The 18,271-nt window shown below is 49.6% G+C and carries 18 protein-coding genes; 15 read left to right on the top strand and 3 right to left on the bottom strand.

What is annotated here, in order from left to right:
* Nucleotides 1–18 precede the first annotated feature (18 nt).
* From MYS68_RS17840 to MYS68_RS17795, 11 genes are all read left to right on the top strand, one after another.
* Nucleotides 19–507 (top strand): acyltransferase, encoded by a 489-nt coding sequence (locus MYS68_RS17840; protein WP_248930944.1) that lies wholly within the window; start codon nt 19–21, stop codon nt 505–507.
* 25 nt (nt 508–532) lie between these two features.
* Nucleotides 533–1,723: an acyltransferase family protein gene (locus MYS68_RS17835; protein WP_248927132.1), complete on the top strand. Its 1,191-nt coding sequence runs from the start codon at nt 533–535 to the stop codon at nt 1,721–1,723.
* 82 nt (nt 1,724–1,805) lie between these two features.
* Nucleotides 1,806–2,999, top strand: coding sequence for a glycosyltransferase family 4 protein (locus MYS68_RS17830; RefSeq protein WP_248927131.1), 1,194 nt, complete (start codon nt 1,806–1,808; stop codon nt 2,997–2,999).
* Nucleotides 2,986–4,101 (top strand): glycosyltransferase, encoded by a 1,116-nt coding sequence (locus MYS68_RS17825; protein ID WP_248927130.1) that lies wholly within the window; start codon nt 2,986–2,988, stop codon nt 4,099–4,101. Before MYS68_RS17830 ends, MYS68_RS17825 begins: the two co-directional genes overlap by 14 nt.
* Nucleotides 4,102–4,158: 57 nt before the next feature.
* A complete protein-coding gene (locus MYS68_RS39105; RefSeq protein WP_420852136.1) occupies nt 4,159–4,650 on the top strand; it encodes a VanZ family protein in 492 nt (163 codons plus the stop codon).
* Nucleotides 4,611–7,520 carry a PA14 domain-containing protein gene (locus MYS68_RS17820; protein WP_248927129.1) on the top strand — a complete coding sequence of 970 codons (2,910 nt, stop codon included), beginning with the start codon at nt 4,611–4,613 and terminating at the stop codon, nt 7,518–7,520. Before MYS68_RS39105 ends, MYS68_RS17820 begins: the two co-directional genes overlap by 40 nt.
* Nucleotides 7,521–7,665: 145 nt before the next feature.
* The gene (locus MYS68_RS17815; protein ID WP_248927128.1) at nt 7,666–8,625 is read left to right on the top strand and encodes a nucleotidyltransferase family protein; all 960 of its coding nucleotides are present in this window, start codon (nt 7,666–7,668) and stop codon (nt 8,623–8,625) included.
* A 15-nt stretch (nt 8,626–8,640) separates the two neighbouring features.
* Nucleotides 8,641–9,435 (top strand): hypothetical protein, encoded by a 795-nt coding sequence (locus MYS68_RS17810; protein WP_248927127.1) that lies wholly within the window; start codon nt 8,641–8,643, stop codon nt 9,433–9,435.
* A complete protein-coding gene (locus MYS68_RS17805) occupies nt 9,432–9,701 on the top strand; it encodes a PqqD family protein (protein ID WP_248927126.1) in 270 nt (89 codons plus the stop codon). Before MYS68_RS17810 ends, MYS68_RS17805 begins: the two co-directional genes overlap by 4 nt.
* 31 nt (nt 9,702–9,732) lie before the next feature.
* Nucleotides 9,733–10,170, top strand: a complete 438-nt coding sequence (locus MYS68_RS17800; protein ID WP_248927125.1) for a signal peptidase I — start codon at nt 9,733–9,735, stop codon at nt 10,168–10,170.
* On the top strand, nt 10,158–11,990 hold the full coding sequence (locus MYS68_RS17795) for an ABC transporter ATP-binding protein (protein ID WP_248927124.1): 1,833 nt from the start codon (nt 10,158–10,160) through the stop codon (nt 11,988–11,990). Before MYS68_RS17800 ends, MYS68_RS17795 begins: the two co-directional genes overlap by 13 nt.
* 81 nt (nt 11,991–12,071) lie before the next feature.
* Here MYS68_RS17795 and MYS68_RS17790 read toward each other — a convergent pair whose 3' ends face one another.
* Nucleotides 12,072–12,227: a hypothetical protein gene (locus tag MYS68_RS17790; protein WP_248927123.1), complete on the bottom strand. Its 156-nt coding sequence runs from the start codon at nt 12,225–12,227 to the stop codon at nt 12,072–12,074.
* A gap of 229 nt (nt 12,228–12,456) precedes the next feature.
* Here MYS68_RS17790 and galU point away from each other — a divergent pair, with 229 nt between their 5' ends.
* The 3 genes from galU to MYS68_RS17775 are packed head-to-tail and all read left to right on the top strand — an operon-like array spanning nt 12,457 to nt 15,536.
* Nucleotides 12,457–13,347, top strand: a complete 891-nt coding sequence (galU, locus tag MYS68_RS17785) for a UTP--glucose-1-phosphate uridylyltransferase GalU (protein WP_248927122.1) — start codon at nt 12,457–12,459, stop codon at nt 13,345–13,347.
* 15 nt (nt 13,348–13,362) lie between these two features.
* Nucleotides 13,363–14,055, top strand: a complete 693-nt coding sequence (locus tag MYS68_RS17780; RefSeq protein ID WP_248927121.1) for a sugar transferase — start codon at nt 13,363–13,365, stop codon at nt 14,053–14,055.
* Nucleotides 14,056–14,114: 59 nt separating this feature from the next.
* Nucleotides 14,115–15,536 (top strand): sugar phosphate nucleotidyltransferase, encoded by a 1,422-nt coding sequence (locus MYS68_RS17775; RefSeq protein ID WP_248927120.1) that lies wholly within the window; start codon nt 14,115–14,117, stop codon nt 15,534–15,536.
* Between the two features lie 62 nt (nt 15,537–15,598).
* Here MYS68_RS17775 and MYS68_RS17770 read toward each other — a convergent pair whose 3' ends face one another.
* Entirely contained in the window at nt 15,599–15,754 is a 156-nt protein-coding gene (locus MYS68_RS17770; protein ID WP_248927119.1) for a hypothetical protein, read from the bottom strand.
* Between the two features lie 246 nt (nt 15,755–16,000).
* Here MYS68_RS17770 and MYS68_RS17765 point away from each other — a divergent pair, with 246 nt between their 5' ends.
* Nucleotides 16,001–17,701 carry a phospho-sugar mutase gene (locus MYS68_RS17765; RefSeq protein WP_248927118.1) on the top strand — a complete coding sequence of 567 codons (1,701 nt, stop codon included), beginning with the start codon at nt 16,001–16,003 and terminating at the stop codon, nt 17,699–17,701.
* Nucleotides 17,702–17,799: 98 nt separating this feature from the next.
* Here MYS68_RS17765 and MYS68_RS17760 read toward each other — a convergent pair whose 3' ends face one another.
* Nucleotides 17,800–18,168, bottom strand: coding sequence for a helix-turn-helix domain-containing protein (locus MYS68_RS17760; protein ID WP_248927117.1), 369 nt, complete (start codon nt 18,166–18,168; stop codon nt 17,800–17,802).
* Between the last annotated feature and the right edge of the window lie 103 nt (nt 18,169–18,271).

Raw genomic sequence — 18,271 nt, 5'->3', positions numbered from 1 at the left:
AGGACCGTATCGTTGCACATGAAAACATTTCCTAAAATCCAAAGCTTTATTATCAATAATATTGCTGCGAACTCCCCGCGAAAAGTAAGACATAAAATCTATAAATTATGCGGATTGAATACTTACTCGCATCGAATTATGGGCGGATGTTATTTTCTTGGCAATAATATTACGATCGGAAAAAATATTTTCATAAATTATCGCTGTTTCTTCGATTCCGAACATCAATCCATTGAAATCGGAGAAAACGTAAATATAGCATTTGGGGTCATGTTTTGCACTTCGACACACAAGATTGGTCACATGCTGAACAGAGCCGGAGAAACCGTCGGTCTTCCTATTAAAGTAGGCAACGGCTGCTGGATAGGTGCTGGCGCTGTCATACTGCCGGGTGTGACAATTGGTGAAGGTTGTATTATAGCGGCCGGCGCTGTTGTGAACAAGGAATGTTTGCCAAACGGACTATATGCGGGAGTTCCCGCCAAACGCATGAAAGAGCTGGGCTGAAATAGAGGCCAACGGAGGAAGAGCCATGCCTAAATTTGTCGTTAACAAATTAATTGCGGGTAGTAGGGCTTCATACTATTTCGATGCATTAAGATGGATATCCGCTTTTTATGTTTTGATTTTTCACCTTAGACCCGTTTTGTTTAAAGGATTCAGCAATCTTGAGAATCAAACGTTATTTATTAAAATAATTTATACGATTACCAGCTTAGGGTTCGAATTTGTCTTGTTGTTTTTCGTTCTAAGCGGTTTTTTAATCTCGTCCAGTGTGATCAGGTCCATTCAAGAGGGAACCTGGTCGTGGAAAACGTATTTAACCAACCGTCTAACAAGACTTTGGATCGTTTTAATACCCGCTCTTATTTTGACGAATCTTTGGGCTCAGTTCCAATTGACGAACTATCCGGATTCCTATTTTTTTAACGATAATATGAAAATAACCGACTTCTTGGGAAATATGTTTTTTTTGCAAGGGGTTTTTGTTGATAACTATGGCGGCAATTTGGCATTATGGAGTCTCGCCAACGAATTTTGGTATTACATATTATTTCCGTGCATCGTCCTGACGTTTAAGTCTAAACGGTTGCCGCAAAAGATCATGTACGGCTCTATTGTCATTGTTTCCGGGATCGTGCTCGGAAAAGAAATCATGATGTTTTTCCTGGTTTGGCTGCTTGGGACCTTGCTCGTCATACTGCCTTCGCCGCCCATTTCCCGAAACATTCTTCTTCGGGGCATGTTGCCTTTGAACATGATATGTCTGGCCGTGTCATTGTTTATCGGAAAATATTTTGCGGGAAATGCCAACGATCCTTTTGCCCAACGATTTTCTGCAGAATTTCTCGTTTCCCTTTGTTTTGCCTCTTTGCTGTATATCATTCTCCACTCGGTTAATCAAAGGGCGGAGGCCATCAATTCCCGCCGGTTCAACATTCATGTTTTTCTTGCAGGATTTTCTTATACGCTGTACTTGACACATTATCCGCTGATCAACTTTATACGGGTTTGGCTGGGAGACGGAACATGGGGAGTCTGGAACCCGGATTTAAAGCATTTTTTACTGTCCCTAATGGTAACGGCAATGATTTTAGGCTATGCCTTAGTAGTAGCTTATCTCACCGAAATGCGCACGGATAAGGTTAGAAGATGGGTCGGTCAATTGCTCGGGCGCCCGGGAAAAAAATTAAACCTGAAAGCGCAGGTATACAAGGGGTAATTGCCGCCCGAAGCGCCGACGGATCGCGGCATCTCAACGTATAATAAGGCAGAAACTTTGATAGGATACGGGTGGTATTACGATGAATATTTGTATAGTCACGCATAAATTGCTCAAGGGTGACGGGCAGGCCAGAGTTAACTATGAAATTGTCAAGGAGCTGCTCGATCAGAATTATCACGTAACCGTATTTGCAAGCGGTGTTGCCCCGGAACTACTCGAGAAGCCGGGTATTCACTGGATTAAAGTGCCGGTATCGGGGTGGCCTACCCAACTGCTCAAAAATCATGTTTTCGCAACCATAAGCAGTTTGCTCCTGCTCAAGCACCGCAGCAAATTCGATCTGGTCATGGTCAACGGGTTCATCACGTGGGCCCGCAGCGATATTAATGCCGTTCATTTCGTACACAGCTCGTGGATCAAGTCCTCGGTCCACCCGTCACGCCTCAATAAAAATATGTCCGGGTTCTATCAATTTCTGTTTACTTATAGCAATTCGATTCTGGAGAAGTTAGCGTTTTCCCGGGCTAAAATAATTGTTCCGGTATCGGAGAAGGTAAAGAAGGAGCTGGAAGAGATCAATCCGGCCCTGGATCTTCGTGTTATCATGAATGGTGTGGATATTGAGGAGTTTTACCCTGATAAAAATAAAAGCCGTTCGGAACTCGATCTTCCGGGCAATGTGCCTCTAGCATTGTTTGCCGGGGACATAAAATCGCCGAGAAAAAATTTGGACTCCGTGCTGAAAGCTCTCTGCGATGTGAAAAATCTTCACTTGGCGGTGGCGGGGGCTACGCAAGGCAGTCCTTATATAAAAATGGCGGAACAGCTCGGGCTTGAAGGGCGGGTGCATTTCCTGGGATTTCGCAAGGATATTGCTCAGCTCATGAAATGCGTCGATTTCTTCGTTTTTCCATCCAGGTACGAAGCATGCACTCTCGTCGTTATCGAAGCACTTGCTTCCGGGCTACCGGTCATAACGACTTACCAATCGGGGGTATCGGAATTGATCGAGTCGGATCGCAAAGCCGGGGTTGTGCTTGGTAATTCGGAGGATGTCGCCGGATTGCGAAATGCAATGAACCTGCTGTGCGGAGATGAAGAATTACGAAAACAAATGGGGGCAAACGCCCGAATCATTGCCGAACGGCAAAGCTGGCGGTCGGTTGCAGCCAAATACATAGATCTCTTTAAAGAAGTGGCGAAATCGCCGGAGAAGGCCATAGTCGTACCATCTTACATTCGCCAAGGGGCTGTAGGAAATGAAAACGAGTGATTACAAGATCTTAAGCTTCGCTACCCAAGGCAGCGGCGGCGATGACGAGAACAGGCTCAGAGCTTTGCTCAGCCAAATACCGGCGCAGTTTTATCCGTTTGAAAAGCGGAAAAAGTGGCTCAATTTTTGGAAGCTGCTGAAGTATATTTTTCGCGAGCGTCCTCATCTGGTCGTAATGGAAGGAACGGGGATCGCCGGAGGTTTGGCTCTTATTTTCGGGAACATGCTCGCCAAGGTGCCCTATATCGTAAGCAGTGGCGACGCGGTCGGTCCCTTCGTGGCAAGCAAGGTTGCCACGCTCGCCCCCCTATTTCAATGGTATGAGAGGCTGCTCTATAAACGGTCAACCGGTTTTATCGGTTGGACTCCGTATTTGGCAGGGCGGGCGCTCACGTACGGCGCCAAATATGCCATGACCGCAGCGGGGTGGGCGCCGTTTGAATTTTCGGACGAACAGCTTCAAGCGTCGCGCAGAAAAATTCGGGAAATGTACCGGATCCCGGAAAATCACATCGTCGTCGGTATCGTAGGTTCGCTTAATTGGAATAAGCGGATCGGCTACTGTTATGGTTATGAATTGGTCAAGGCGATGCAAACTTTGAAACGCGAAAATGTGACCGTACTTATCGTAGGGGATGGGAACGGCAAATCAAAGCTTGAACAATTATCCGGGGAACGGCTTGGAAAGAACATCGTCTTTACGGGGCGTGTTCCACGCGAGGCGGTGCCCGGTTATTTGGCGTCTATGGACCTGGCCAGCTTACCGCAAAGCGTGGACCAGGTAGGAAGTTTCCGTTATACGACCAAAGTCAGCGAATATTTGTCCGTCGGGCTGCCGATCGTGACGGGAAGAATTCCGATGTCCTACGACATCAACAGAGAAAGCATTTACCGGATCCATGGAAATAAACCGTGGGAGCCTGCCTACATTCATTCGTTGTCCGAATTGATGGAGAACATGACTATGGAAGAATTGCAGCAAAAAAAAGCAAAAGTTCAACGCAACTTATCGATTTTCGATAAAGAATCGCAAATCATTGGCGTGAGCGAATTTATCCGGGATATATTGTCCCAGTCTTTGCGAAATAATGCCAAGACGTGATATATAAAAAGAGAGGAGTGGAATGGCCTGATTTATCGCAAGCGTGTTTTATTTATTTTGCCTTTGTTTTTATGGAGTTCCTTCATATTTTATTTATCCTCGCAGCCGTTTAGCGACCAAACGATGCTTCCTTTTTTACAGAAACATATACCTCAATATCGGCTTAGCCAGGCGCTCCCCAACGTCACCGTCATATATGGGAAATATAATATTCCCGCGAAACGTTATCCTTACCAATTCGTTCAATTCATTCTCCGCAAAACTGCCCATCTGATTATGTACTTCACACTGGCTACGCTACTTTATGTTGCGACGATACCTTACAAGCTGCGGAGGGGCATCAGATTTTTTATGGTAATAGCCCTGGTCGGGGGAGTCGCTGCTCTCGATGAACTGTACCAGTCAACCAATTTCTTAAGAACCGGGTCTATTCAAGATGTGGGGCTTGATCTGGTCGGTGGAGTAATAGGACTACTCATAAGCATGGCGATTTTTAGGAGGTGGATTGGATGTTTAAATCGGTCAGATTCAAAAGATGTTACAAGTTAATAACGATCGTCTGCTTGACGATCGGCTTGATTGCTCCTGCCCATTCGTTTGCAGGCATAGATTCCGACGTTCAGCAAAATATGGATAGAATCGGAAAAAACGATGGGGAAACGCAGATGGCCGAACTGAAGGGTCCTTATGCCGACCCTGCGCAGCAGGAAGTTGCTTTCGGACTACGGTCATTTTTCCATGCTCCGTGGCGCAGTTACATGGATACTTGGGATGCTTCGAGGTATCTGGATGTGCTCGGCATCAACTTTAATGTCGAACAGGGCGAGGCCGAAGCGACAGCACAGGTGTTAGAGGAAGCAGGTATTCGTTCCGCCAGAGTTGAAGTCGGGTGGGGGGAATTAGATTTTGATGACGATACCCAATTTCGGGATTGGAATTATAAAAGTTTGATGATGAAAGTTGCGGCTTTGAGAAAACATCATATTCGTCCGCTAATCCTGCTTAATTTCAACTCGGGAATGCCCAGTCCCAGCAGGGAATGGACGGTCAAATTAACAAAGCCAGCCACTGCGGGAGACCGGGAAATCTATATCGACGATACTTCGAAAATACGGGTCAAATATACAGGCCTGAACCGGGTGGCCCGACATACGATGTTTCCGGTCATAACCGGCGTTGACGCGGCAACCGGAAAATGTACGCTCTCGGCGCCCCTTCCCAAGGATTTGCCTGCGGGTGATTTGTTTTTGGTTCAATTGAAATACCAGCCTTTCTCCGGACTCGAATTTTCCGATGGAACGCCGAATCCTGCAGCGCAGGAAACGATAGACGGATGGATGCGGTATATCAAGACCGTCACCTCTACCCTCAAGGACATGCTGGAAACGGAGGGGCAAGCCGATGCAGGCTTCGATCTCGAAGTTTATAATGAATATACGTTTGGATACCATTTTATGGACATTAATTATTATTATGAACCCAAGCTTTCCTTTTCCAAGCCGATAAGCTACACCCAGAGCGATGGAGTGACCAAGGACGGGCCGGAAATCATATTGCCGTTAACCGCGGATTACGTGAAAAATCCGGAAAACCGGCTGCCCGGAGTCAATGTCATCAGCGGATTCTCCAACCAGCGGCCTTGGGATAACGGAACGGAGATGTGGCTGAATCAGGACGGCTTCAGCAAGCATTATTATACAGGTTATTCTCCGGATGAGTCCCCGATTGTCCCTGGAAATACAGACGATAAAAAGCTGTATATCGATGCTCTCGGCAAATTGGATGGCAAACGAAACCCGGATAACTACGATCATTCGGTAGCCGGCAGCTATCTCGTACCCGCGCATATGTCAGCTTTTCCCGAACGGCACTTCTATTTCTATCAATCGGAATCGGCAGTTCGGGACATTCAACCTTTCCCCGGGCCCTGGACTCACCATTTCAGGTATGCAAATCCAGGCAACGGGAAAGTACCTCAGGTCTGGATGTCGGAAACGAATTATGCCCGCATGTTGTTTGCGCGTGAATTGATAGACAAATTGGGCATTTCCGCCAAGGACGAAAAATTAGTATCGCTCATGCACTATATCGGAACAAAAACGACGTTGCGCAATTACATCTTCTTTGGACACAAAGGCTATCACACAATTAATCTGTATGCGGCAAAATCGGAAGATACCGGATTCACGGTTATTCCCGAGGCTTTCTATTCAGAGTTAAAGAAAAACAATTATGTTTTAACAGATTCGGTCAAGCAATTGGCCGGCCCTCAGCTAAGAGCAGTGGCGAATGTAACGAACCTGATAAAAACAGGAAAAAAGATCGACACGCCAAGGGCTCTAAAAGTCGACCGCATCGTGGAGTATAAGCCGCGGCTCGTTTTCGAGGGCGATGGAACACCGGAGCATCCCGACCGGTATAACCGGGACGACTTGGCCGTGCTGCCTTACCAATTGGACGCGGGCAAATTTGCAATCGGCTACTATGTAGTGACAAGAAACATGACTCATTCGTACGATACGACGAAAGATGTGCTTGATCCGGACCGATATGCAATGCCGATGCAAAGCTTTGATATTACGTTCTCCAACATTTGCGGCGAACGCGCCTCCGTTTATGCTTATGATCCGATTGAAGATACAAAGCACCCGGTGCAAATTGTGGATTCGGATGCGAGCCATATTACGGTAAAGGTGGATAGCGTGGATTATCCCCGTTTCCTTATCGTTGAAGAAGCGTCGGAAGGTCCGCTAATTGAAAATGTGGTTTTGGAAAAGACGGTGGAAGGAGCGAAAGCCTCTTTCGTCCCGAGCGTGGACGGAACCGTTCAAATCAGCTGGGGTCCTTACCCGGTTAGGGGCGGAGGCTCTTTCAAAGAGGAGCGGTACACGAACTCAAAGCCCCGAACTCTTGTCTCCGAGGCGGAGATAAGCTCTGTCAATTACTTTAAAACATTGCCGGCTGAGCCGGGTTTCTGGCGCTGGACCGGATCGGTTGTGCCGAATTATTCGGAAAACTATACGTTCGTTGTCTCGACCGATCAAATGAACACGATTCGCGTTTGGGTGGAGGACAGTCTGGTCGTGGAGGGGAACGGGAAGGTAAGCGGCTCCATCCCGCTTGAAGCGGGAAAATCATACCGAATCAGAGCGGAATACACCAATGAATACGCGAATCCTCATACCATGATCTTGTATTGGTTCAGTGACAGCCAGCCCAAAGAACTGGTAGCTCCGGATGCGTCCGGAACAAATCAGATAACCAGAAAGGTGCGCGCCGGGAAAAAAGAAACGGTTCTTCTGCCGGGCATGAACGCGGGAGACGGAATAAAGCTGGAACTGAGCGACGGAAATGTCACAACCCGCTTTCCCCAGTGGAGTTATGATCTGAAAGGCGTTTTGCACGAAACAACGAAGTAGGTTGCGGGGTGTGTTCATACGCAATGAACACACCTTTATTTTTTACGCATTTAAAAAAATGAAATTGGATATTGACATGATACAATTTGTATACTAAATTAAAGATGATGAATGATACGAATTGTAACACATTACGGAGGACACTATGATCATCTCTTTTCTACAGTCATTGTATGATCCGACAATTTCGCTTTCCTGGAAAGAGCAGCAATACGAACAAGTTCTTCAGGATATTGAATTATTCGCACTTTCGTCGCAGGTTTATCACTTACTCAACGGGAGAGATAACGACCGGCTACCTCCGTCTTTTATGAATAAATTACGCAGTAAACATATGAGCGGCCTTCATCAAAATCTCTTTATGAAACATAAAGAGGAGGAAGCGATCCGAAGTCTGGAGGCGATCGGTCTCCCGGTTATTCCGCTTAAAGGGGTTCATTTTGCGCAGCGGTATTTCAATCATTTCGCCGCAAGGGTGAGCAGCGACGTTGACCTGCTTGTACCGCTGGTCCGGCTGGATGAAGCCATTGAGTGCATGTCGAAGCTGGGCTATATTTACGAAACGACCCGGGATCATCATGCGCGGATGCCGGATAAAAACGGACTGATGATGGAGCTACATTGGACGCTCGACAAGCAGCATTGGTCCGACCTGCACGTCGAACCGTTCTGGCAAAAAGCCGAAAGTTTGAACGGCTACCGGTTCGTAAAGCAGCTGTCCGATCTCCATACGTTTTATTTTATTTGTCTGCATGGAGCCAGACATCAAATGGACTCGCTTCGGTATATATTGGACGTCGTCCAAATGATTCACCGGTGCGGCCCCAGGCTGGACTACAGGGAGCTTACGGCACAGGCGGCGCAAGACAAAACATACAAGCGGATTCAGGCCGTACTTTCTATCGTTTACCGGCTATTTCCTCACCTGCAAGAGCTCAAGCCGCTTCCATTCGATATGATAGAAACGCACTGGAATTACAACGTCATCAGAGATGCCAAACTGGGAGTCCGGACGAAAAACTATTACCTATACAAGTTTTTCTTCAAGCATCTCATCTTCGATACGTTCAGGCACCAAATGAAATCGCTGCATCGGGCTTACTAAGGAAGGAGAACTGCAATGCTGGAACACTTTTACGTTCGGATCGCCGAGCACCGTTTGGTGCTCGGCACCGAATCTGATTTCGTCAAAGCTTTCATTTGCCAAAAGTATGGAGCTTCATTAATAGAAAGCGAGATTCTTCCGGAAGCGGACATCGCTGTTTCCATATTCGACGGATACGGCGGCCCGTTCGTGGATTACAACGTAAACGTAACGACTGCAGACGAAGTCATCGTTTACAAACGGGCCGATTATCTCATAGAAGCGGACAAAGAATACAGGGAAGCCCGCATTCACGTATATGACGATTTCGCATTGAAGCATGCGATGGTCAATTTGTACAGCGCCTATATTACCCGGAAGGAGTGGGGGCTCCTGATCCATTCCTCCTGCCTGCTCGAGCATGGCAAAGCTTACATGTTTGCCGGACATTCCGGAGCGGGCAAGTCTACGGTCGTCCGGCTTTCGCAGCCGAGGCCGATCTTGTCCGACGAGGCGACGATTGTCAAAATTGCGGGCGACGAAACGGTCATTTACAATTCCCCTTTCCGAAGCGATACCGATTTACCGGACATTGCGGGCACTTACCCGCTGACGGCGATCCAAATATTGCGCCAGTCGCTTGATATTCGCAGACTTCGCATGGGGGGCATGGAAGGGCTGCAGCAAATTTTCCAACGCGTGTTTTATTGGGCGCACGACCCGGAGGAAACGAAGAAGGTGTTCCGCATGTGCAGCAAGCTAACCGGACACGTGCCCGTATACGAGCTGTTTTTTCAAAAGAATGACAAGTTCTGGGAGGAAATATCATGAGCACACAATTTGTACGAAGCATGAACGTGGAAGCGATGCAGGTGGAAGAAGAATGGCTTATTCTTAACGCGGATCAGTATACGGTCACCAAACTGAATGAAGCCGGCGGAATATGCTGGGCGCTGCTGAAGGAACCGAACACCATAGATTCTCTCGCCTTGGAACTCCAGAAGCATTACGACATTACGGCGGAAGAAGCGAAAGAGGATGTCATGACGTTTTTATCGCAGCTTTCGCAGCTCGGGCTTATCGAATATGCAAGCTAATGCGGATATCATCCGGGCCATGAGGCTGCTTATGGACAAACAAGGATACATTGACATCGTCTCGCACGGACTCAGCATGCTGCCTTTTATCCGCACGGGAAACGTCTGTCGCTTTGTGCCGGTCGAGCCGGCGCAGCTTCGAAAGGGCGATATCGTCTTATTTCACACGGATGCAGGGACGCTGGTCGGACATCGGCTGATCGATATCAGCCTTGCCGGCCGGCAATGGATCATTTTGTGCAAAGGGGATTCGAACCCGTATCCCGACGAGCCTGTTACATCCGACCGAATCATCGGGAGAATGGTTTCCATCCGCAAGTCTGCGCGTACGATGGATACGTCCAGTTATTGGATCAGGCTGTGGGGGAAATATGTAGTCCGCCTTCCTTGGCTGTCCCTGTCCATCCACACTTGCCTCAAGGTCATCAAAAAATTGCGGGGAATGAGAAATCGCCTATGGGCCTCTTGAAAAAAATGACGCTAACCTGGAAACGGTATCTGGAGATCGGCAACATCAGGAAACCTCTCGCTTTGATTATGCCGTATGTTTTGCGATATTGGGAAATTTATTTCTGGTTATTCTTGCTGCTGTTCAGCGGTATCGGAGTGACCTTGTTTTTTACCTGGTTTCTGCAAAACATTACGGATGCCGCATTGCGGCGAAACGCCGATGAAGTCAGGGAGCTGCTGATGTACGGCGTGCTTTTTACCGTCTTAACCGGAGTCATCGGCTACTTCAGCACATACCTCGAATCCACCGCACTCGTCAAAGTCCGCACCGATTTGAAAAACGCTCTGTTCCACCATATGCTGCGTCTTCCTGCAAAATATTACGGCGAACACCATTCCGGGGAAATGGTCTCCCGGATGACCAACGATGTGAATAACATTGACGGAGCGATAGGCAGCAATATGCTCAGCGTGATCCGATTGCCGCTTATGGCTTTGGGCGCGTTCCTCTATTTGATTAACATCAACTGGAGGCTTGCCTTGATCTGCACGCTGATCGGCCCTTTGGCCGCCTTGTCGGGAGCCGTATTCGGCAAGCTGATCCGCCGCAACAGCAGAGCTGTGCACGATGCGCTCGGCAAGCTGCACAGCTTCCTGAACGAAAGCTTCTCCGGTTATACCGTGATCCGTTCGTTTACTTTGGAAAAAACGATGCATCGGCGTTATGAGGGAATAAACGGAAATCTGCTGTCGCTCGAGCTGAAGATCGCCCGATTGCGCGGATGGTTTCAAGCCGGAGCAGGCTCTGTCGGTACGATATCGTATCTGGTATGTCTCGGGGCCGGGGTGCAGTTTGTGATGAGCCAGCATATGTCGATCGGCGATTTGCTCGCTTTTGTCAGCCTGGTGCAGTTTCTGGTTTATCCGCTTACCGGACTTGCCGGCATGTGGGGAGCTTTCCAACGTTCCGTTGCTGCTTTGGAAAGAGTCGAAGAGGTGTTCCGTGAGGTTCCCGAAACTCGCGAGCTGCCTTCTTTTCAGCCGGTCCAAGGGTTCCGCGGTTCGATTGATCTCAAAGATATCCGATTCAGCTATGACGGCAAGGTGAATGCTTTGGACAATTTCAACCTGTCGATTCCGGCCGGCAAAACGGTCGCTTTGGTCGGTCCGAGCGGAGCCGGAAAAAGCACGATTTTGAGCCTGTTGATGGGCTTCTACAAGCCGCAATCCGGCGAAATTTTGTTTGACTCGCACGAATCAAGCCTGATGTCGTTCCCGGAGCTCCGCAGCTGTACGGCGTATGTATCGCAGGATACGTTCCTGTTTGACGGAACCATAAGGGACAATATCGTCTGCGGCAAGGAGGGGGCCAGCGAGCTGGAGCTTATCCGTGCGGCCAAAGAAGCGAACGCTCATGATTTTATTATGGCGCTGCCGGATGGCTACGATACGGAAATCGGAGAACGAGGGGTTAAGCTGTCGGGCGGGCAAAAACAAAGAATTGCCATTGCCAGGGCGATCCTCAAGGATGCTCCGATCTTGCTGCTTGACGAGGCAACCTCCGCTTTGGACAGCGAAACGGAGCTGCAGGTTCAGGACGCCTTAAACAAGCTTATGAAGCAGCGGACGACGATCGTGATCGCCCATCGGCTATCAACGATTCATCACGCCGACCTCATCGCCGTTATCGATCGGGGGCAGGTCGTAGAGCAGGGAACGCATCAGGAGCTGATCGGCAGGAACGGTCTGTACGCCAAGCTGTATCGGATCCAATACAATCAGGAGATAGAATCGGGCTCGGAGAGAAATGTGCTGGGTGAACGAAGTTTTCGTCTTTGAATTTGACTATGAAACGGTTTTCGTCAAAAGAAAAAGAGCAGGAATGATGATACTTCCTGCTCTCTTTTCTTTTGTTCCGCATTAACGCTCGAACCACGTCAGGTCCGGTTTCAGACAAACTTGCTTGCCGGTAGCTGTGACCGCCGGGCTGTTCGGAGGGTTACAGGACAACAATGTTTCGAATTGTACCAGTTCATGGTTTAAAACAATGGGTCTGGAATAAACTTTCTTTTCCATATAATCACCTCCTTAGCCAAATTTTTTTGATACAAATCGTATCACAATTCACATTATAATCGAATCATTGTCATAAGTCTAGAGGGTTTTCATGAAAAAAATTACGAAATTTGCTGAAAAAACGGTTGACATGATACTTATTGTATCATAGAGTTAGGAGTGTATAGATACGATGTGTATCGGTTTTTGCATTTTCATAGACAGATAAATCTATTTGGAGGGATGCGAGATGAAAAAAGTGAAGAAAGCGATCATTCCGGCCGCAGGGCTTGGAACCAGGTTCCTGCCGGCCACCAAGGCAATGCCCAAGGAAATGCTTCCCATCATCGATAAGCCGACCATCCAGTACATCGTCGAAGAGGCCGTCGAATCGGGTATCGAGGACATCATCATTGTAACCGGCAAAGGGAAGCGGGCGATCGAGGACCACTTCGACCACGCGTTCGAGCTCGAGATGAATTTGGCGGAAAAGGGAAAGATCCGGCTGTTGGAAGAAGTTCGGCGCTCGTCGGGCGTTGATATTCATTACATAAGGCAAAAAGAACCTCGCGGCTTGGGCCATGCGGTTTGGTGCGCCAGAAGGTTTATCGGCGACGAACCGTTCGCGGTGCTGCTCGGCGACGATATCGTGCAATCCGAGGTGCCCTGTCTGAAGCAGCTTATTCAGGAATATGAGACGACCGGGGCGTCGGTCATCGGGGTTCAGCCGGTGCCGGATCATGAAACGCAGCGTTACGGAATTATCGATCCGAAAGCCAAGCAAGGCCGTCTGTACCAGGTAAGAAATTTTGTGGAGAAGCCGCAGCCCGGTCAAGCGCCCTCCAACATGGCGATTATGGGGCGTTACGTGCTGACGCCGGACATATTCCGGATCCTGGATTTGCAGGAGGAAGGGGCAGGCGGAGAAATTCAGCTCACCGATGCCATCCAGAAGCTGAATGAACTGGAGCAGGTTTACGCTTATCATTTCCAGGGCGTCCGCTACGATGTCGGGGAGAAGCTCGGATTCATTTTAACGACGCTCGATTTTGCGCTTCGCCACCAGGAGCTCCGGGGTCCGCTTTTACAAGCGATGGAGGAGTTTCTGGAAAAAAGCACGCTGCCTAAAGTTATAGGATAGAAAGGGTAGGGCGGTATGTCCAATTATTCAAACGAAGGGGAACTTTTGAGTTCAAGGTCGTATTATGCCGATGCTTCGGTTCAACCGGCAAGGTCAAACCGATGGCTGTACCTGAGGATCAAAAGAGCGGTCGATGTATTGGGTTCGCTCGCCGGCCTGCTGATTTGTTTGGTTCTGTTTCTCGTGATTGCTGTGCTGATCAAGCTCGAAGACCCGAAGGGCACGGTTTTCTTCAGACAGGTCCGGATCGGCAAAGACGGCAAGCCGTTTTATATGTACAAATTCCGCTCCATGGTTTGGAACGCGGAGCAGCTGCTGCAGGATTTGATCGCGAAAAACGAAATCGAAGGCGCGATGTTTAAAATCAAGGACGATCCGAGGATCACCAAGGTTGGAAAAATTCTTCGCGTGACGAGCCTCGACGAGCTTCCGCAGCTGTGGAACGTACTCAAGGGGGATATGAGCCTGGTCGGACCGAGGCCCCCGCTTCCGCGGGAGGTTGAGCAGTACACAAGCTACGACAAACAGCGGTTAACGGTGACTCCGGGATGCACCGGCCTTTGGCAGGTGAGCGGAAGAAACTCCTTGTCGTTCGGGCAAATGGTGGAGCTGGATTTGTACTACATCCGCAACCGCAGCCTGTGGATGGATTTAAAGCTGATCGTCAAAACCGTATGGGTGATGCTGTTTCCCCGGGATGCTTACTAAACAAGGACGGCAGATGGGAAACGGCTCCTGGAGGAAATGAAACAGGAAGGGGAGCCGAAATGAAGCTGGTTTTATTGTCCGGAGGGTCCGGCAAGCGATTATGGCCTTTATCGAACGATTCGAGATCCAAACAATTTTTAAAGGTGCTTCAAGGACCGGATCACTCCTTGGAGTCGATGGTTCAAAGGGTGTGGAGGCAGCTCGGTTCGGCCGGACTTGCGCGCGATTCTTTTATCGCTACGGGCAAAGGGCAGGCGGAGATGATCCAAAGTCAGGTAGGGGCGGACGTTCCGCTGATCATCGAACCCGAGCGCCGGGATACGTTCCCGGCTATTGCGCTGGCTGCCGTGTACTTATACTCCGTGGAAGGCGTCAGCACAAGCGAGGTCGTCACCGTGATGCCGGTGGATCCGTATGTGGACGATGCTTTTTTTACGAAAATGAAAGAGCTGGAAACGGTTGTCCGCCGGACAGATGCGGAGCTTGCCCTCATGGGCGTGCAGCCGACCTATCCTTCGGAGAAATACGGGTACATCGTCCCGGACGAATCCGCGCGTATCGAAACCGAAATCGGCTATCCGGTAAAGCGCTTTGCGGAAAAGCCCAGCGAGGCCAAAGCGAAGGAGCTTATCGAGCAGCGTGCATTATGGAATTGCGGGGTTTTCGCATTCAAGCTGGATTATTTGATCAATTTGCTGATCGAAAAGAAACTCCCGATTCAATACGAGGAAATGGTCAGGCAATACGCCAAGTTTCCTCAAATCAGCTTCGATTACGAGGTCGTGGAGAAAGCGGAGCGTGTCATGGCGGTTCCTTACGATGGGGAGTGGAAAGACCTCGGGACCTGGAATACGTTAACGGAAGAAATCGAATCTTCGGTTATCGGCATCGGCGCCGTGAGTCCCGATTCCCGAAACACGCATTTGATCAATGAGCTGGATATTCCGGTAGCGGTGCTCGGAGTCAGCGACATCATCGTATCCGCCAGTCCGGACGGCATATTGGTCGCCGAGAAGAATGCTTCGCCGAAAGTGAAAGACTTTATCAAACGCTTCGAGCAGCGTCCGATGTATGAGGAACGGCGTTGGGGAACTTACCGGGTGCTCGATTACAAAAAATTCGATATGTATAACGAAGTGTTAACCAAGCGGATTTGCGTGAGCGCCGGAAAAAATTTAAGCTACCAGATGCACTATAAGCGCTGTGAGGTATGGACCGTGATTGCCGGTGAAGGAGAGCTCGTATTAAACGAAGAGTTTCAATTCCTGAAGGCCGGCGATGTGGTCAAGATCCCGCAGGGAGCGAGACACAGCATAAGGGCTGTTACCGATCTGGAAATCATCGAGGTGCAGACGGGCAGCGAGCTGGTGGAGGAAGATATTTTCCGCTTGCGCGAATCGTGGGATGAGATCGTGGATTATTGTCATCGCCGGAAAGGCATAACGCCCGAACGGGCAGGGAGGCAGCACCGGTTCAGCTGAGCCAAAGATGACAATACAAGAAGAGGAAGTGCCGGCGGCACCTCCTCTTCTTCATCATGACGTTATCTGTAGTAGAACGTTCCGTCCGGACGCAAGCATACTTGCTGCTGAGTATCGAGTTTGGTCGCCGGAATGTTCGGCGGATTGCACGAAAGCAGAGTCTCGAACGTAATGACTTCGTGCGCCAATACTTGAGGTTTGACGTAAGCCTTTTTCATACTATCATCTCCTTTGTTTTTTAATAGGATCAGAAAGATTGCGTTTTCATCAGAGCCGATGCCTCCTGATCCTTCAAGAAAAACTTCCGCCGATCGGCGGTCGCTGTTCTTTGAGGTGCTTTTTGAAACTTCGTTAGAAGTTTTTCTTACTATCAAGTATATTCAAATCCAAATCAAATATACCAATTTCTTGTACAACGTGACGGTTTAAGAGAAAGAAAAATCCAACGAAAATAGAGGTGGGTCATGAGCACGTTAACCCGGGTGGAAGAGCATTATGAGATGTGGCTGAGCGATCCGGCGGTCGATGTGGCTACGAAGAAGGAGCTTTTGTCCATTAAGGATCAGCCTAAGGAAATCGAAGACAGGTTTTACCGGGATTTGGAATTCGGCACGGGCGGACTTCGCGGAGTGATGGGAGCGGGCACGAACCGTGTGAACATATATACTGTCGGGCGGGCAACGCAAGGACTTGCGCAATATTTGCTGAAATCGGGCAAAGCCGCCCCGGCGGCTGTCATCGCCTACGATTCCCGGCACGGGTCGCCGGAATTCGCCTTGGAAACGGCGCTTGTGCTGGCGGGCAACGGCATCAAGGCGTACGTTTTCGAATCGCTTCGCCCGACGCCGGAGCTGTCGTTCGCCGTGCGCCGGCTTGCGGCGGATGCCGGGGTGGTCATCACCGCCAGCCATAATCCGCCCGAGTACAACGGGTATAAAGTATACGGCGCGGACGGAGGACAGCTTGTCCCGGAGCAGGCCGAGAAGGTGATCGCCGAGATTCGAGGGGTGTCGTCGTTTGCAGCCGTGAAAAAGCTTCCCCGCAGCGACGCGGAAGCAAAAGGGCTGGTTGAGTGGATCGGCCGGGAGATCGACGAGCAGTACATCGCCGCCGTTTCCGCCGTCAGCCGGAACCGGGAGGTTGTGAAACGGATGAGCCCGGACTTCCGCATCGTGTATACGCCGCTTCACGGCGCGGGCAATCGCGCTGTGCGTGCCGCGCTTCGGGAAATCGGCTTCACGCAGGTGCATGTCGCCTTGGAGCAGGAGCAGCCGGACGGGAGCTTCCCGACCGTGAAGTCGCCCAATCCGGAGGAGCGGGACACCTTCGCGCTCGCCTTGGAGCTCGCCGGCCGGGTGGATGCCGATGTGATCGTCGGCACGGATCCGGACTGCGACCGGATGGGGGCGGCGGTGAAGGATCCGGCCGGGAATTACGTGATGCTTACGGGCAATCAATCCGGAGCCATTATGGTCGATTATTTGCTCGGAAGCATGAAGGAAAGCGGAGAGCTGCCGCTAAACGGCATCGTGATCAAAACGATTGTCACGAGCGAGCTGGGGGCGGCCATCGCTCGGCACTATGGAGCCGAAACCTTGAATACGCTCACCGGGTTCAAATATATCGGCGAAAAAATGACTCAATTCGATGCATCGGGCGAATACCGGTTTTTGTTCGGCTATGAGGAAAGCTTCGGTTATTTGGCCGGAAATTATGCCAGAGACAAGGACGCCGTTGTGGCGGCAATGCTCATTTGCGAAGCTGCGGCATATTACAAAAGCAAAGGAAAAACGCTGTACGATGTGCTGCAGGAGCTTTACCGGCGCCACGGCTTTTATCAGGAGCGGCTCGAATCCCGCACACTGAAAGGTAAGGACGGGGTCATGCAAATTCAGGCCATTATGGACCGTTGGCGGAACAAGCCGCCGTCAGAGCTGAACGGCCTTCGGGTGACGATGGTGGAGGATTTCAGCCAAGGTCTGTACGGCTTGCCCAAGGAAAATGTGTTGAAATATACGCTTGAGGACGAATCCTGGTTCTGTCTTAGGCCGTCGGGAACCGAACCGAAAATCAAAATCTATTTCGCGGTCAAAAGAAATTCCGGAGCGGAAGCCGAGGAGGCTATCGACGCTTTGACGCAAACCGTGATGGCCGGCATCGTCTAAAATTCGCACAAATAAACCTCTTTGAGGCAAGCAGATGCCTTAAAGAGGTTTAATCATGTACTTGTCGAATGGCGGGCAACCGCATACGTCGATGAATGTCAGGTTAGCGATCTTTCGGCACGAATAAAGGCGATGAATCGTTTGGCTTCCTCGGGAGTGAGTTTTTTGCCGTCGATGGTCAGGCTGAATTGCTCAAGAATTTTATGGTCCGAAAGTTCCAGGCTGTCGACAAAATCTCTGACATCTTCGTCCAATTCGTTATGAGGGTCATTAACGCGCCCGACCAAATAATCGATGGATACGTTAAACAGGTCGGCGATTTTCAGCATTGTTCCATAGTCGGGCTCTCTGCGATTGTTCTCGTAATGCGAGAGAGAAGCGCGGGTTATCCCGAGCTTACCTGATAAATCCTCTTGAGTCATCGAATACTTTTCTCTTAATTGCGCAATGCGTTCCCCGTACTTCAAAACCTGTCACCCCAATATTTACGATCTGAAAAACCAAGTTTGATACGATTTGTATTAAAAACGTAGAAAATAACATGCTAATGTTAATAAATTGTATCATAGA

Source organism: Paenibacillus hamazuiensis, assembly GCF_023276405.1.
Lineage (GTDB): Bacteria > Bacillota > Bacilli > Paenibacillales > NBRC-103111 > Paenibacillus_AF > Paenibacillus_AF hamazuiensis.
Note: the sequence above shows the minus strand (reverse complement) of the source record. Positions and strands in the feature narration are given on the sequence as shown.

Coding starts and splice junctions, on each gene's coding strand:
- MYS68_RS17840 (WP_248930944.1), top strand. CDS start 19: ATGAAAACATTTCCTAAAATCCAAAGCTTTATTATCAATAATATTGCT.
- MYS68_RS17835 (WP_248927132.1), top strand. CDS start 533: ATGCCTAAATTTGTCGTTAACAAATTAATTGCGGGTAGTAGGGCTTCA.
- MYS68_RS17830 (WP_248927131.1), top strand. CDS start 1,806: ATGAATATTTGTATAGTCACGCATAAATTGCTCAAGGGTGACGGGCAG.
- MYS68_RS17825 (WP_248927130.1), top strand. CDS start 2,986: ATGAAAACGAGTGATTACAAGATCTTAAGCTTCGCTACCCAAGGCAGC.
- MYS68_RS17820 (WP_248927129.1), top strand. CDS start 4,611: ATGTTTAAATCGGTCAGATTCAAAAGATGTTACAAGTTAATAACGATC.
- MYS68_RS17815 (WP_248927128.1), top strand. CDS start 7,666: ATGATCATCTCTTTTCTACAGTCATTGTATGATCCGACAATTTCGCTT.
- MYS68_RS17810 (WP_248927127.1), top strand. CDS start 8,641: ATGCTGGAACACTTTTACGTTCGGATCGCCGAGCACCGTTTGGTGCTC.
- MYS68_RS17805 (WP_248927126.1), top strand. CDS start 9,432: ATGAGCACACAATTTGTACGAAGCATGAACGTGGAAGCGATGCAGGTG.
- MYS68_RS17800 (WP_248927125.1), top strand. CDS start 9,733: ATGGACAAACAAGGATACATTGACATCGTCTCGCACGGACTCAGCATG.
- MYS68_RS17795 (WP_248927124.1), top strand. CDS start 10,158: ATGGGCCTCTTGAAAAAAATGACGCTAACCTGGAAACGGTATCTGGAG.
- MYS68_RS17790 (WP_248927123.1), bottom strand. CDS start 12,227: ATGGAAAAGAAAGTTTATTCCAGACCCATTGTTTTAAACCATGAACTG.
- galU (WP_248927122.1), top strand. CDS start 12,457: ATGAAAAAAGTGAAGAAAGCGATCATTCCGGCCGCAGGGCTTGGAACC.
- MYS68_RS17780 (WP_248927121.1), top strand. CDS start 13,363: ATGTCCAATTATTCAAACGAAGGGGAACTTTTGAGTTCAAGGTCGTAT.
- MYS68_RS17775 (WP_248927120.1), top strand. CDS start 14,115: ATGAAGCTGGTTTTATTGTCCGGAGGGTCCGGCAAGCGATTATGGCCT.
- MYS68_RS17770 (WP_248927119.1), bottom strand. CDS start 15,754: ATGAAAAAGGCTTACGTCAAACCTCAAGTATTGGCGCACGAAGTCATT.
- MYS68_RS17765 (WP_248927118.1), top strand. CDS start 16,001: ATGAGCACGTTAACCCGGGTGGAAGAGCATTATGAGATGTGGCTGAGC.